The sequence below is a fragment of the Nonomuraea sp. NPDC050691 genome (genome assembly GCF_040654455.1).
Taxonomy (GTDB): Bacteria; Actinomycetota; Actinomycetes; order Streptosporangiales; family Streptosporangiaceae; genus Nonomuraea.
In genome coordinates this window covers 1-14,742 of the sequence record NZ_JBFAIA010000057.1, presented here as the reverse complement: position 1 = coordinate 14,742, position 14,742 = coordinate 1, and the positions used below count along the sequence as shown (strand labels likewise).

9 protein-coding genes and 1 pseudogene are annotated in these 14,742 nt (G+C 71.1%); 4 read left to right on the top strand and 6 right to left on the bottom strand.

The genetic code is table 11. The features are described from left to right. The first annotated feature begins 78 nt into the window (after window positions 1–78). From AB0H81_RS21415 to AB0H81_RS21405, 3 genes are all read left to right on the top strand, one after another. Window positions 79–6,297, top strand: a complete 6,219-nt coding sequence (locus AB0H81_RS21415) for an RHS repeat-associated core domain-containing protein (RefSeq protein ID WP_358377107.1) — start codon at window positions 79–81, stop codon at window positions 6,295–6,297. Between the two features lie 118 nt (window positions 6,298–6,415). Next, the gene (locus AB0H81_RS21410; RefSeq protein WP_358377104.1) at window positions 6,416–7,183 is read left to right on the top strand and encodes an SDR family NAD(P)-dependent oxidoreductase; all 768 of its coding nucleotides are present in this window, start codon (window positions 6,416–6,418) and stop codon (window positions 7,181–7,183) included. A 165-nt stretch (window positions 7,184–7,348) separates the two neighbouring features. Next, entirely contained in the window at window positions 7,349–8,143 is a 795-nt protein-coding gene (locus AB0H81_RS21405) for an alpha/beta fold hydrolase (RefSeq protein ID WP_358377101.1), read from the top strand. On the opposite strand, the gene AB0H81_RS21400 is transcribed toward AB0H81_RS21405, so the two are convergent. The 3 genes from AB0H81_RS21400 to mce all read right to left on the bottom strand — a co-directional run bounded on the left by AB0H81_RS21400 (window position 8,103) and on the right by mce (window position 11,389). Further along, entirely contained in the window at window positions 8,103–9,353 is a 1,251-nt protein-coding gene (locus AB0H81_RS21400; RefSeq protein WP_358377098.1) for an AI-2E family transporter, read from the bottom strand. The genes AB0H81_RS21405 and AB0H81_RS21400 overlap by 41 nt on opposite strands. 133 nt (window positions 9,354–9,486) lie before the next feature. Further along, window positions 9,487–10,773: a DivIVA domain-containing protein gene (locus AB0H81_RS21395; protein ID WP_358377095.1), complete on the bottom strand. Its 1,287-nt coding sequence runs from the start codon at window positions 10,771–10,773 to the stop codon at window positions 9,487–9,489. Window positions 10,774–10,966: 193 nt separating this feature from the next. Then, window positions 10,967–11,389, bottom strand: a complete 423-nt coding sequence (mce, locus tag AB0H81_RS21390; RefSeq protein ID WP_358377092.1) for a methylmalonyl-CoA epimerase — start codon at window positions 11,387–11,389, stop codon at window positions 10,967–10,969. Window positions 11,390–11,473: 84 nt separating this feature from the next. Between mce and AB0H81_RS21385 the strand changes: the two genes are divergently transcribed. After that, window positions 11,474–12,670, top strand: coding sequence for an acetyl-CoA C-acetyltransferase (locus tag AB0H81_RS21385; protein ID WP_358377089.1), 1,197 nt, complete (start codon window positions 11,474–11,476; stop codon window positions 12,668–12,670). A 246-nt stretch (window positions 12,671–12,916) separates the two neighbouring features. On the opposite strand, the gene AB0H81_RS21380 is transcribed toward AB0H81_RS21385, so the two are convergent. The 3 genes and pseudogenes from AB0H81_RS21380 to AB0H81_RS21370 all read right to left on the bottom strand — a co-directional run. Continuing rightward, window positions 12,917–13,048 carry a hypothetical protein gene (locus AB0H81_RS21380; RefSeq protein WP_358377086.1) on the bottom strand — a complete coding sequence of 44 codons (132 nt, stop codon included), beginning with the start codon at window positions 13,046–13,048 and terminating at the stop codon, window positions 12,917–12,919. A gap of 146 nt (window positions 13,049–13,194) precedes the next feature. Beyond that, window positions 13,195–13,866, bottom strand: coding sequence for a DUF4230 domain-containing protein (locus tag AB0H81_RS21375; protein WP_358377083.1), 672 nt, complete (start codon window positions 13,864–13,866; stop codon window positions 13,195–13,197). 222 nt (window positions 13,867–14,088) lie between these two features. Then, a pseudogene (locus AB0H81_RS21370) lies at window positions 14,089–14,742 on the bottom strand (hypothetical protein); the annotation flags it as partial.

The following is a 14,742-nucleotide window of genomic DNA, read 5'->3' as shown; positions in this document are numbered from 1 at the left end:
CTACAGATTGGGTGTTTCATGGACACACCGTCCGAGTTAGATCTGCCAGAGTCCTACTGGAATCGTTTTCAGGGCGCGATGCGCGAGTCGGCGTGGCCGCGCAGGCTGGCGGCCGTCCTGGCCGTCGTCGTCGTCGCCCCGCTCGTGCCCGCCCTGCCCGCGAGCGCCGCGCCCCGCTCGGCGCCCTCGGTGCAGAAGGAGAAGCCCGTCACCGGCAAGCCCGTGCCGGTGCTGCCCGAACTCCCCGACCCGACCGAGAAACAGGCGTGGAAGGCGCCACCAGGGGTGACCTGGCCCAAACCGCAGACCGCCGAGCTGGGCGGCGCCGCCCAGCTCAAGGCGGCCGACGCCTCTTTCCCCGTACGGCTGGCCGCGCCCAAGGGCGGTGACGCCAAGACCGCCAAGGCGGCCGAATCCGGTCCCGTACGCGTCGAGCTGCTCGACCCCGCGCAGGTGCAGCGCGCCGGCCTGCTCGGCGTCGCCCTGCGGGTGTCGCCCGGGCAGGGCGTGGCGGCCAAGGCCGGCAAGGCCCGGCTCCAGATCGACTACTCGGGTTTCCGCTACGCGTCCGGCGGCGACTACGGCTCCCGCCTGCGCGTGGTGAAGCTGCAGGACTGCGCCCTGGCCCCCACCACGGGGACCGCGGCCGGCGCGGCGTGCCCACTGCCGGAGCCGGTGCCGTCCGAGAACGACACCAAGTCCGGCACGCTCACCGCCGACTTCGACACCTCCGCCCTGTACGCGGTCACGGCCGCGGCGTCGGGCCCGGCGGGCGACCACGCCGCCACCTCGCTCGCCCCCTCGGCGAGCTGGAGCGTCGGCGCCCAGTCCGGTGACTTCAACTGGGACTACGACCTGCGCTCGCCGCCGGCCCTCGGCGGCGACGAGCCGGAGCTGTCCATCGACTACTCCTCGCAGAGCGTGGACGGCCGCACCGCCTCCACCAACAACCAGCCGTCCTGGGTCGGTGAGGGCTTCGAGCTCAACCCCAGCGGCTACGTCGAGCGCCGCTACAAGTCCTGCATGATCGACGGCAAGAAGACCGGCGACCTGTGCTGGGACGGGGAGAACGTCACCCTGGCGCTCGGCAACTCGGCGGTCGAGCTGGTCAAGGACGCCACGACCAAGCAGTGGCGGCCCAAGCGCGACGACGGCACCCGGATCGAGTACCTCACCGGGGCCACCAACGGCGACAACAACGGTGAGTACTGGCGCGTCACCAGCGCCGACGGCACCCAGTACACCTTCGGCCTGAACCGCCTGCCCGGCTGGGCCACCGGCAAGCCGGAGACCAGGTCGGTGCAGACGGTGCCGGTGTTCGGCAACAACAGCGGGGAGCCCTGCTACAACAGCACCCCGGCCAACGCCTGGTGCCAGCAGGCGTACCGGTGGAACCTGGACTACGCGGTGGACACCCACGGCAACGCCACCACCTACTGGTACGCCCAGGAGAAGAACTACTACGGCCGGAACATGAAGCCCGAGCAGGGCACCGTGTACGACCGCGCCGGCTACCTCACCCGCATCGACTACGGCTACCTGCAGAACGAGCTGTTCACCAAGGCGCCGGCCGCCCGGATCGTCTTCGAGACGGCCGAGCGGTGCCTGCCCAGCGGCACGATCACCTGCGCCGCCGACCAGCTCAAGAAGGAGACCGCGAGCCACTGGCCGGACGTCCCGTTCGACCAGATCTGCGACGCCGGCGTGAAGTGCACCGACCGGCTCGCGCCGACGTTCTTCACCCGCAAGCGCCTGGCCAAGGTGACCACGCAGATCCTCAACGCCACGGGCGGGTACAACCCGGTCGACTCCTGGACCCTGACGCACCAGTTCCCCGCCTCGGGTGACGGCATGAGCCCGGCGCTGTGGCTGGCGTCGATCCAGCAGAGCGGCCACGTGGGCGGCACGATCACCCTGCCGAAGATCACGTTCACCGGCGTCCAGCTCGCCAACCGGGTGGACGCCAATGAGGGCCGCGCCCCGCTGGTCAAGTGGCGTGTGCAGGCCGTCAACAACGAGTCCGGCGGCGAGCTGCGCGTCAACTACTCGGCCGCCGACTGCAAGCCCGGCGACGTGCCCGCCGCCGACAAGAACACCAGGCGCTGCTTCCCGCAGCGCTGGGCGCCGCCGAACGAGGCCGAGGTCACCGACTGGTTCCACAAGTACGTGGTCACGCAGACCATGGAGGTGGACCGGATCGGCGGCGCGCCGAACGTCATCACCGACTACGAGTACCTCGACGGCGCCGCCTGGCACTACGCCGACACCAACCTGGTCAAGCCCGCGCACCGCACATGGTCCGACTACCGGGGATTCGGCCGGGTGCGGGTGCGCCAGGGCGACGGGCAGGACACCAAGCGCACGCTGACGGAGTTCCGCTACTTCCGCGGCATGCACGGCGACAAGCAGGCCGACGGCTCCAAGCGCAGCGCGCAGGTCACGGACTCCGAGGGCGTCAAGCTCGACGACCTCGACCAGCTCGCGGGCTTCGAGCGCGAGGAGATCCTCTACGACGGCGACGGCGGAGCCATCATGACCGCCACGCTCGAGGAGCCCTGGTCCCTCAAGACCGCCGAGTCCACGCAGGGCGGCGTCACCAAGGCCGCGTACGTGGTCGAGCCCAAGTCCATGGTCACCCGCACCGCGCTGGAAGGGGGCAAGTGGCGGCGTACCGGCGAGGAGCGCGCGTACGACACCAAGGGCCTGCTCACCCAGGTGGAGGAGAAGGGCGACCTGGCCACCACGGACGACGACCAGTGCACCCGCTACACCTACGCCCGCAACGACACGGCCTGGATGCTCGACTACACGAGCCGGATCCAGAAGGTCGCCGCCGGTTGCGGCACCGCCGTGTCCAAGCTGGCCGCCGGTGAGATCATCTCCGACCAGAAGGTCCAGTACGACAACAAGGCGTACGGCCAGGCGCCGAGCAAGGGCGACGTGACCACGGTCGAGCACACCGTCACCGGGGACGGCGCGACGATCGTCGAGAGCACCCACACCTACGACGCCTACGGCCGCGAGACCAGCGAGACCGACGCGCTCGGCGCCAAGTCCACCACCACCTACAGCCCGGCGGCCGGCGCGCCCCCGACCGAGATCAAGGAGGTCAACCAGCTCGGCTACGTCGAGCGCACCCTGCTCGAACCCGCCTGGGGCGAGCCGTACGCCGAGATCGACGCGAACAACCACCGCGTCGACATGGAGTACGACGCGCTCGGCCGCCTCGTCAAGGTGTGGCAGGCCGACCGGAACAAGGCCGCGGGCCAGTCGCCCAGCACCGAGTACTCCTACACCATGCGCACCGACGGGCCCAGCTTCGTCACCACCAGGACGCTGAACGCGGACGGCACCTACAGCGCCAGCCACGAGCTGTACGACGGCCTGATGCGCAAGCGGCAGACCCAGGAGCCCGCGCCGCGCGACGACCAGACGCAGGACCCGGCGCTGCGCGACGGGCGCACGATCACCGACACCCTCTACAACTCGCTGGGCGAGGCGGCCAAGTCCAACACCGGCTACTTCGCCACCGGGGCGCCCTCGACCGACCTGCTGGCCGTGGCCGACACGGACGTGCCCAACCAGGTCGTGACGATGTTCGACGGCACCGGCGACGCCAACGCCCAGATCCTCAGGACGAAGGGCCAGGAGAAGTTCCGGGTCACCACCACGCAGCAGGGCGACCGGGTCCACGTGACCCCGCCGCCCGGAGGCACGGCCACGACCCGCATCGGCGACGCCGACGACCGGCTCATCGAGCTGCGTCAGTACAAGGGCGCCACCCCGACGGGCGAGTACGAGGCCACCAAGTACACCTACGACCACGCCGGACGGCTGTCCACGGTGACCGACTCGGCGGGCAACGTGTGGCGTCACCACTACGACATGCGCGGCCGCGAGATCAAGACCGAGGACCCCGACAAGGGCGTCACGACGATGACGTACAACGACGCCGACGAGCTGCTCAGCACCACTGACTCGCGCGGCAAGACGTTGTACTACGTCTACGACGAGCTGGGCCGCAAGAAGGAGCTGCGCGAGGGCTCCGCGACGGGCACGCTGCTGGCCGAGTGGAAGTACGACGCGCTGGCCAAGGGCCACCTGAACGCCAGCATCCGCTACGCGGGCGGGCAGGCGTACAAGACCGAGATCAACGCGATCGACTCCGACTACCGTCCGCTGCGCGAGACCGTCACCGTCCCCGAGCGGGAGGGCAAGCTGGCGGGCTCGTACGTGCTCAACACCCGCTACACGATCGACGACCAGGTGCAGTCGGTGAGCTTCCCGGCGGCCGGCGGGCTCGCCGAGGAATCGGTCGTCTACACCTACGACGAGCTCAGCCAGCCGGTCAAGGTCACCGGCCTGTCGGCGTACGTGAGCGCGACCCGCTACTCCAAGCTCGGCGAGACCCTGCAGTACGAGCTCGGCTCGGGAAGCAAGCGCACCTGGCTGACCTACACCCACGACGAGGGCACCCGCAGGATGTCCAGGATGCGGGTGGACAGGGAAGGCGCCGCGGCGTCCGACCTGGACCTCAACTACAGCTACGACGCGGTCGGCAACATCACCAAGATCGCCGACAAGGGCGCGAACGGCCAGGACACCCAGTGCTTCAAGTACGACCACCTGCGCCGGCTGACCTCGGCGTGGACCGCCACCGACGACTGCGCCGGCGGCAGCCCGCAGTCGGACAAGATCGGCGGCGTGGCCCCGTACGCGGTCAGCTACGCCTACGACTCCACCGGCAACCGGACCAAGGAGACCAAGCACGCCTGGGGTGGCGCGGGTGAGAGCACGCGCGACTACACCTACCCGGCCGCCGGCGGCAAGCAGCCGCACGCGCTGCAGAGCGTCGGGCAGGACCTGTTCGAGTACGACGCCGCGGGCAACACCACCAGGCGCAAGGTCGGCAACTCCGACCAGAGCCTGGTCTGGGACGCCGAGGGCAACCTGGAGTCGGTGACGGAGGCGGGCAAGACGACGTCCTTCGTCTACAGCGCGGACGGCGACCGGCTGATCCGCAAGACGCCGACCGACGCCACGCTCTTCGTCGACGACATGGAGCTGCGCTTCGACTTCGCCAAGGACGCCGTCGAGCAGACCCGCTACTACACCATCGGCGGCGAGCCCATCGCGGTGCGCACGCCCGACAACCAGGTCTACTTCCTGGCCAACGACCACCAGGGCACCTCGCAGGCGGCGGTGAACGCCGCGACCGGCGAGCTGGCCGTACGGAGGACGACGCCGTTCGGCGAGAACCGGGGATCGCCGCCGGCGTTCTGGCCGGGGCAGCGCGGATTCGTGGGCGGCACGCAGGACGCCACCACCGGGCTGGTCCACCTCGGCGCCCGCGAGTACGACCCCAAGCTCGGGCGCTTCCTGTCGGTCGACCCCGTCCTGGAGGAGCACAACCCGCAGCAGCTCAACGCCTACGCCTACGCCAACAACAGTCCCGTCACCATGAGCGACCCCGACGGCCAGCTGTTCTGGTTCGTCGCGGCCGTCGTGATCCGGGTCTCGGCGCAGATCATCGCCAGGAGGCTGGCGGCGGCCGCGGCCAGGCGGGCCGCCATCGCGGCGGCGCGTGCGGCGGCCAGGCGGGCCGCCATCGCGGCACGGCGCCGGGCCCTGGCGGAGGCGAAGAAGCGAGCCGCGGAGGCCCGGAGGCGGGCCCTGGAGATCGAGAAGAAGAGGGCCGCGGCCGCGGCCAGGAAGAAGCTCCAGGAACAGGCGAAGAAGAAGGCCCAGGAGAGGGCCAGGAAGGCGGAGACGGCACGGGCCAAGCGGCGGGCCGCGGCCCAGGCGAGAAGAGAGGCCAAGAGGAAAGAGGCCGATCAGGCGGCCAAGCGGCGGGCGTCCGCGGCGGCCAGGACGCGCAACCGGCGGGCCGGCAAGCTCCCCAGCGGGATCCAGCGGGCCCGGCAGCGTCCGGCGCAGCGGCCGACCAGCCACCGGGCCACGCAGCGGCAGTCCCCGCCCAGGGACAGCCGGCAGCCGATGCAGCCACGGCCGAGCCAGGTCTACCGCAACGACGGCTCGACGCAGCCGACCCAGTCTTACACCGTCTACCGCAACGGCCGGACCTACCCGGACGGACCGCCGCCCCCCAACCAGCCCATCGGCTCCGGCTCCGGCCAGGGCCAGCGGCAGATCTTCCGGCCGGAGAAGGTCGAGCCGGAGAACACGAGGACGGGCACGGTCGCCGAGACCGGCGCCAGGGTGACCGGCTACATGGACAAGAGCGGACTGGCCGACGCGATCGAGATCATCCTCTGGGGACTGGGCGGCGGCGGCTGACGCCCCTTCTCCCCTGAACCAGGACACCGGCGCGGGACCCTTCGCGGGGCCCGCGCCGGTGGCGTTCATGGGCGCCATATCCCTAGAATCATGTTCGGTACTGACTTGAGGAGGAAGTGTGGGCGCGTTCGATCTCAGCGGTAAGCAGGCTCTGGTCACCGGGGCGTCGAAGGGGATCGGGCGGGCCATCGCGCTCGCCTACGCGGAGGCGGGGGCGGACGTGGCGCTCGTGTCCCGCTCGGCCGACTCCCTGGCCGAGGTCGCCAAGGAGGTCGAGGCGCGGGGCGGCCGGGCCCTGGTGATCCCGGCCGACCTCACGGACCGCGACGCCGCCGCCGACGCCGTCCGGCAGGCCGTCGAGGGCCTCGGGCACGTCGACATCGTCGTCAACAACGCCGGCGGCTCGAACTTCATGGTGGAGTTCAAGGATCTGCGGCTGTCCGGGTGGGACAAGCTCATGCGGCTCAACCTCGACTCGGCCATGGTCGTGTGCCACGCGATCGCTCCCCACCTGCTCGAACGGGGCAGCGGCTCGGTGATCAACGTCGCGTCGGTGGCGGCGCTGGGCGCGCCCTTCCTCGCCGGGTACGCGGCGGCGAAGGCCGGCCTGGTGGCGCTGACCAAGACCCTCGCGGTGGAGTGGGCGCGGACGGGTGTCCGGGTCAACGCCCTGTGCCCGGGCTGGACGGCCACGGAGCTCAACCGCAACCTGTGGGAGGACGAGACGGCGAGCCGGGCCACGGTCGCGAGCGTCCCGATGCGCCGCTGGGGCACGCCGGAGGAGATGGCGCACCCGGCGGTGTTCCTGGCGGGCGACGCGTCGGCGTACATCACGGGCCAGGTCCTCTTCGTGGACGGCGGCGCCACGGCCATCGGCCTGAGCTGACCCCCGACGCGGCAGGCTTCCGGAAACCCCGGACGGCGGGAAGGCGCAGGCAGAGAGTTCGCGGAGCGTGGGCCACCGGAAAGCGGACGACTTTATCGGGGTATATCGGTATCGCGGTATACGACGTGAAGTGATTGTCTCAGGGAACCGGTCTACCGTGTGATCGTGCAGCTCTACACAAGATCAGCGGGAACCGGCCTGCCGGTCGTACTGCTCCACGCCTTCCCCCTCTCCTCGGCCATGTGGCTGGCGCAACGCGAGGGACTGGCCGCCACGTGCCGCGTCATCACACCTGACCTGCGCGGCTTCGGAGGTTCGCGGCTGGGCGAGGACGAGCCGTCCGTCGACGTGATGGCCGACGACGTGGCCCGGCTGCTCGACCAGGAGGACATCGACCGCGCCGTGATCGGCGGCCTGTCGATGGGCGGCTACGTGACGATGGCCTTCTGCCGGCGTCACCCCGACCGCGTCCTCGGCGTCATCCTGGCCGACACCAAGGCGACCCCCGACCCGCAGCCGGCCCGCGACAACCGCGAGCGCATCGCCCGGGCGGTGCTGTCCGGCGACACCGACGTGCTCGTCACCGACGTGCTGCCCGGCCTCGTCGGGACGACCACCAAGGAGCGCCGGGCCATGGTCGTGGGCCGGGTCAAGGGGCTCGTCCAGTCGGCGCCGCCGGGCGCGGTGGCCTGGGCGCAGCGCGCCATGGCGGCCCGCCCCGACTCCGCCGCCACCCTGGCCGCCCTCAAGGTGCCGCTCCTCGTCATCGTGGGCGAGGAGGACCAGCTCGCGCCGCCCGCCGAGGCCGAGGCCATGGCGCGGGCCGTACCCGGGGGACGGCTGGAGGTCATCCCCAAGGCCGGTCACCTGAGCGCGGTCGAGCAGCCGGAGGCGTTCAACGCGGCGGTCGCGGAGTTCCTCAGGACTGAGCTTGGCGAGGCAGGACGATCTCCCGGATGATCAACGCGATGGCCGCGGCGACCGGGATGGCCAGCAGCGCGCCGACGATCCCGAGCAGCGCGCCGCCGACCAGCGCCGCGATCACCGTCACCGCGGGCGTCACGTCCACCGAGCGCTTCATCACCCTCGGGTAGATGAGGTAGTTCTCGATCTGCTGGTACACGAGGAAGAACGCCGCGCACGCGATGCCCAGAGGCAGCGACTGGAGCAGCGCCACCCCGGTGACCAGCACGGCGCCGATGGTGGCGCCGACCAGCGGGATCAGGTCCGTCAGCGCCACCACCAGCGCCAGCGCCAGCGCGTACCGCACGCCGAGCACCGACAGGAAGATCCACGCCACCACGCCAGCGATGACCGAGATGAGCACGTTGCCGGCCACGTAGCCGCCGATGCCGCTCAGGATCTGCTCCGACAGCGCCGCCGTGCGCTCCCGCCGCGAGGCCGGCACCAGTCTGAGCAGGTACGCCTTGATCGTGTGCAGCGAGCCGAGGAAGTACAGCATGAGCACGAGCAGCGTCACCGTGGTGAACAGCCCGTCCAGCACGACGAGCCCCGCCCCCAGGACACCGCTGGCCAGCGACGGCGCGAGCGTGCCCGTGACGAAACCGGCCAGCTTCGGCAGGATCTGGTAGTCGGCGTCGAGACTGCGCAGGGTGGGGTGGTTGCTCAGTTCCTTGACGTAGCCGGGCGCGGCCGCGACGAACTCGGCCAGCTCCTTGCTCACCGGCGGCACGACGGCCAGCCCGAACAGCACGAAGCACACGATGACGCCGGCGAACACGATCGAGATCGCCCCGCGCCGGGCCACCCCGGCCCGCTGCAGCGCCTCGACCGCCGGGTTCAGCCCCACGGCCAGGAACATCGCGACCACGACGAGGATGATCACGCTGAGGGAGGCGACGACCATCTGCGCGATGGCGATCGCCGTGAGCACGCCGAGCCCGCCGACCAGCCCGAACAGGAACGGCCCGCGCCCGAACGGCCGCCCCGGCATCCCGTACGCCGCCGTCCCCGCCGTCTCCGCTCTCCCCGGCCGGGCGTCGCCCCGAGCCGGGTCCGATGAGGCGTCCCCCCGGACCGCGCCCGGCGGGGCGTCAGAGGATGAGGCGTTCTCCCGGGCCGCGCCCGGCGGGGCGTCAGAGGGGGAGGAGGCGGGGGACGGGGCGTCGGTGGAGTCCTGGGGGGTGTCACGGGTGACGTCGGCGGACAAGCGAGGCTCCTGGAGGTCGGGGGCGGACCAGGCGCCGGCGCCGCGAAGGGGGCCCGGCAACAGAAAGAGAGCCTAGCGACCTCATGGTCGCCAGGCTCTCCCCGTGCCGTCACTCAGGCCCCCGTGCGGGCGGCTACTCCTGCCACCACTCCGCGTCGTCCTCGGCCTTGGCCTCCGGCTTGGCGGCCGGGGCGGGCGTCAGCGGCTTCTCGGCGGCCGGCGCCGGGATCGCGGGCTTCGGCGGGGCCGCCGTGACCGCGGGCTCCGGGTCCATGCCCGGCAGGGCGGCGCCGCCCAGCAGCTGGCGCAGCTGCGCCAGGTGGCTGGTGATGCTGTCGCGCTGGCGGGTGAGCTCGTCGACCTGGCGCTGCATCGCGGTGCGGGTGCGCTCGGCCTCGTTCTTCGCCTCGGTGACGATGGTCTCGGCGCTCGACTTCGCCTCGGCCACGACCTGGTCGGCGTTCTTGCGGGCGTTGGCGACCAGCTGCTTGGCGTGCAGGTCGGCCTCGCGGCGGGTCTGCTCGGCCTGCTGGGTGGCCTTGGTGGCCCGGGACTCGGCCGTCGCGGCGCGCTGCTCGGCCTCGGCGACCAGCTTCTGCGTCGCGGCCTGCGCGGTGGCGTGGCGCTCCGCCTCCTGGCGCTCCGCCTCCTCGCGCCGGGACGCCAGCTGGATCTCGAACTCCGCCTCGTCCTGGGCCCGCTTGGCCTCGGACTCCTCCAGGACCCGCTGCGCCTGCGCCCGCATCTCGTCGGCCTGCCGCTTGGCGGTGGTCAGCACCTCGTCGCGCTCACGCTTGGTGGAGGCCCGCAGCTGGGCGACCTCCCGCTCGGTGGTGGTGCGCAGCTTGGCGATCTCGCGCTCGGCGTCGGCCCGCTTCTCGGCCACCTCGTGGTCGGCGGTGGCCCGCAGCTTGGCGACCTCGCGCTCGGTGGTGCTGGTCAGCTCGTCGGCCTCGCGGCGCGCGGTCGAGCGGATGTCCTCGGCGTCCCGCTCCGCGGTGGTGCGCATCTCGTCGCTCTCGCGGGTGGCCTGCGCGCGCTTCTCGGCGGCCTCGGCCTCGGCGGCGGCCCGCATGTCGGCCGCCTCCACCTTGGCGGCGGCCTTGATCTCGTTAGCCTCGGATCTCGCGGCCTGGACCAGCTCGGTGGCCTGCTCCTCGGCCAGCCGGAGCAACTGCTCGATGCGGGCGCCGAGACCGGAGTAGGTCGGGCGCTCCTGCTCCTGCAGCTGACGCTGGGAGTCGGACAGATCGCGCTGCAGGTTGGAGACCTGCTCGCGGGCCTGACGCAGCTCGCCGTCGAGCTGCTTCAGGTGGTCGTGGACCTGGTGACGGTCATAGCCACGGAGGACCACGTCGAACTCGCGGGCGGGGGCGTCCTCGAAGAAGTTGTTGAGCTGGGCGTCGATGTCGGACTGCATGGAGGCTCGATCCTGGGTTGTCGAGACGGCTACACGGGCCGGACGGGGGGTTCGGGGGCAGCCGAGCCGGGAGCCTGTGCCTCTCGGCAGGCTCCATGTCCGGTGGAAGGCCAGAGTACTCCGCTGGTGCCGAGTCTGAAGCCCCGTCCAATTTTCTGCGCGACTAGTTACATATGAACGTTTCTTGCGTTTGTTACGGCCTGGTCGCCTGGACCAGCTCCGTCAGCATTCCTCCCACGTCCTTCGGATGCAGAAACGCGATCTGCGAGCCCATGGACCCGTGCCGCGGGCGCTCGTCCAGGACACGTACGCCTTTACCGCCGATTCTATCGATCGCCTCAGCCACATCAGGAACCCCGAATGCCACATGATGCACACCCTCGCCCCGCCGGGCGAGGAACTTGCCCACCGGGGAGTCCTGGGACAGCGGTTCGAGCAGCTGGATGTAGGAGCCGCCGCCCTCGCCGTCGGCGATGTGGAGCATGGCCTCCTTGACGCCCTGCTCCTCGTTGACCTCCCGCGCGACCACGGTGAGCTCGAACGTCTGCGAGAAGAGCGCGATCTTCTCCTCCAGGTCGTGACAGGCGATCCCGATGTGGTCGATCCGCATGAACATGTGTGGCCAGCCTCCATAGCCGTCGAGCGTCTACCCGTGGGTATGGTGTCAAAGAACCCCTCGCCCGCACAGGAGGCCACCGCCATGTCTGGTTCCGTCATCGTCGCCGGAGCGCGCACCCCGATCGGCAGGCTGCTGGGCGCGCTGTCCGGGCTCCCGGCCGTGGAGCTGGGCGGCATCGCCATCAAGGCGGCGCTGGAGCGGGCCGGCGTGGCGCCCGAGGACGTCGAGTACGTGATCATGGGCCAGGTGCTCCAGGCGGGCGCCGGCCAGATCCCCTCCCGCCAGGCCGCCGTCAAGGCCGGCATCCCGATGACCGTCCCCTCGATCACCATCAACAAGGTCTGCCTGTCCGGCCTCGACGCGATCGCGCTGGCCGACCAGCTCATCCGCGCGGGCGAGTTCGACATCGTCGTGGCGGGCGGCATGGAGTCGATGAGCAACGCGCCGCACCTGCTGCCGGGCCTGCGCAAGGGCGTCAAGTACGGCGGCGCCGAGATCGTCGACTCGATGGCCCACGACGGCCTGTTCTGCGCGTTCGACCAGTGCGCGATGGGCGAGTCCACCGAGCGGTACAACTCCAGCCTCGGCATCGGCCGCGAGGAGCAGGACTCCCTGTCGGCCCGCTCCCACCAGCTCGCCGCCGCGGCCATCAAGAACGGCGTCTTCGAGGACGAGATCGTGCCCGTGGAGGTGCCGCAGCGGCGCGGTGAGCCGCTGGTGGTCAAGGACGACGAGGGCGTGCGCGGCGACACCACGGCGGAGACGCTGGCCAAGCTGCGGCCGGCCTTCGCGGCCGACGGCACGATCACGGCCGGCTCGTCCTCGCAGATCTCCGACGGCGCCTGCGCGGTCGTCGTCATGTCCCGCGCCAAGGCCGAGGAGCTGGGTCTGCCGTGGCTGGCGGAGATCGGCCGCCACGGCAACGTGGCCGGGCCCGACGCCTCGCTCCAGTCGCAGCCGGCCAACGCCATCAAGCAGGCCCTGCTCAAGCAGAACCTCACGGTCGCCGACCTCGACCTGGTCGAGATCAACGAGGCGTTCGCCAGCGTGGTGCACCAGTCGGCCAAGGAGCTGGACCTGCCGCTGGACAAGGTCAACGTCAACGGGGGCGGCATCGCGCTCGGCCACCCGATCGGCGCCTCGGGCGCCCGCATCGTGCTCACGCTCGCCCACGAGCTGCGCCGCCGCGGCGGCGGCCTGGGCGCCGCGGGCCTGTGCGGCGGCGGCGGCCAGGGCGACGCCCTGATCATCAGAGTCCCGCGGCAGCACGAGGTCTGAGGACCCGGACGCGATCGTCGAGGACGCGCTCACCCACTGGGGGTGCCGGCGCGACACTCGACCGTGAACACGACGCCGCTGACCGGTTCTGACGGAAGGCATGGTCAAGGGGGCGCCGTAACGGCGGCCCGCCGTCATCCGGTCAGAGGCCGTCTCCCTGGAGGCCCTCAGCCGCGTGCGGCGACTGGGGCCTGCCAGGCGGTGCCGTAACAGAAGAAGAAAAACCAGCGGTGCCGTAACAGACACTCACGAGAACAGCTTCGCGACGAACGAGCGGCGACGCCCGGACGCCTCGCGGGCGAGGCGGTGGCGGGCGGCGGTGCGCTGCAGCTCCTCGGCGCGGTTCCGCATGACGAGGTACTCGAGTTCGGCGTTCATCCGAATCGCTCCAGGTTCTTGAGGTGCTTGGTTCCTGCACTCTCAAGATTCGTCCTAAGGCCCGCCCGGCCACATCGGGCGGATGCCCTAAACAATCACCCGGACCGGATACCTAGGGAGGGACGGCCGCGTCTGAGGTACCTAGGTCATGGCTCGTCGCTGAACTTCACCACGACCTTCGTGAAGCCGAGCGACTTCAGCAGCCCCTCCAACATGGCCTTGGTGTTGGTGTCGGCCCGGGCGCGCAGGTCGCTGGAGGCCGCCGCCTCGGCGATCTTCTTCTCGGCCAGCACGTACACCTCCCTCTGGTCGCCCGGCGAGGACGACAGGAAGTCCTGCACCCGGTCGAGCAGCCCGCGCTGCTGGGCGAAGACGTACGAGCGGCTGTTGTCCAGGTTGGGCTTCTCCAGCTGGGCGCGCGGCAGGCGGACCGTCACCTGGGTGCGGTCCGGCGACACCGTCACGGCGTTCGCCCCGAGGCCCGAGAAGTCCACGTACGCGTCGACGCCGCCCGCCCCGACGAACAGCGTGCGGGTGCCCTTGACCGCGTCGGGCAGGAAGTTGGCGTCCTTCTCCAGGTCGACGACGACCTGGAAGCTGCCGGTCGCCGCCTCGAAACGGCTGAGGTCCTTGATGGACTGGAGCAGGACGGGCTGGCTGCGGTCGATCGCCTGCTCGCCGGTCGGGTCCAGCCACGTCCACGCCAGCCGGCCGCCGACCACGAGCAGAACCACGAGGACCAGCAGCCCGGCCACGTATCGCCACCTGCGGCGCCGCCCCGGTGAGACCGCGGCGGGCGCCGTACGGGATGTCGTCATACCGTGGTGCCTACCCGGATGTCGATCACCATTGCCAGCCGTTTGGTGACATCTGTGACTCCTCTGCTACCTGAAAGGGAGCGGCTTCTCGCTTTCTCCGGCTGTGATGGCCGGAGGAGGCGACGGTCAAGCTCTGACCGCCACTCCTCAGGAGCGCGGGAGGACGGTATCAGGGAAACGAATCCCCTGCCTGGTCAATCCGGCGGTCCCCGCTCGCGAGACCTATGGTCTCCAGTCGGTCACGGTCGCGTCGCCCGCGTCCGGATAGACCGGGTACACCTGCTGGGGCGAGCCCGCGGTGGCGGTGATCCGGGCCGCGCCCGAGCGGCGCCGCGCGCCCCCGCCGGGGCCGCCGCCGAAGTGGGTGCTCGACAGCCGGCACGACTGGAAGTCGCTGAAGAACATGCGCAGCCACTCGCGCCGCTGGTGCTCGCTCAGCCCGGAGAACCACGCCGCCGCGTACTCGTGCTCCGGCAGCGGCCCGCCGGGCAGCGGCTCGCCCCGCAGCCACGCCATAACGATCTCCCGGTAGCCGTCGGCCAAGGTGCCGGGGCACTTGGCCGCCAGCGACTCGACGTACTCGTACGACGCCTCGTCCGCGAACCCCGCCGACAGGTCGCGCACGTGGATGGGCGCGAGCCCGGGCGTCGGGCGCAGATCGTCCTCCAGCGGCCGCTGCTCCACTCGCGTGAACGCCGCCGGGGTGCCCGCCAGCCGGGAGGCGATCTTGGTGAAGGCCGCCCCCAGCTCGGTCAGGCCGGCTCGCATGGCCGGGTGGAGGCAGACGGTGATGGGCCACTCCTGGCAGGAGTAGGCGATGTCCTGCGCGGCGGCCGGCTTGGGCGCGGCCAGCAGCCGCGCCACGCCCGTGCCGGC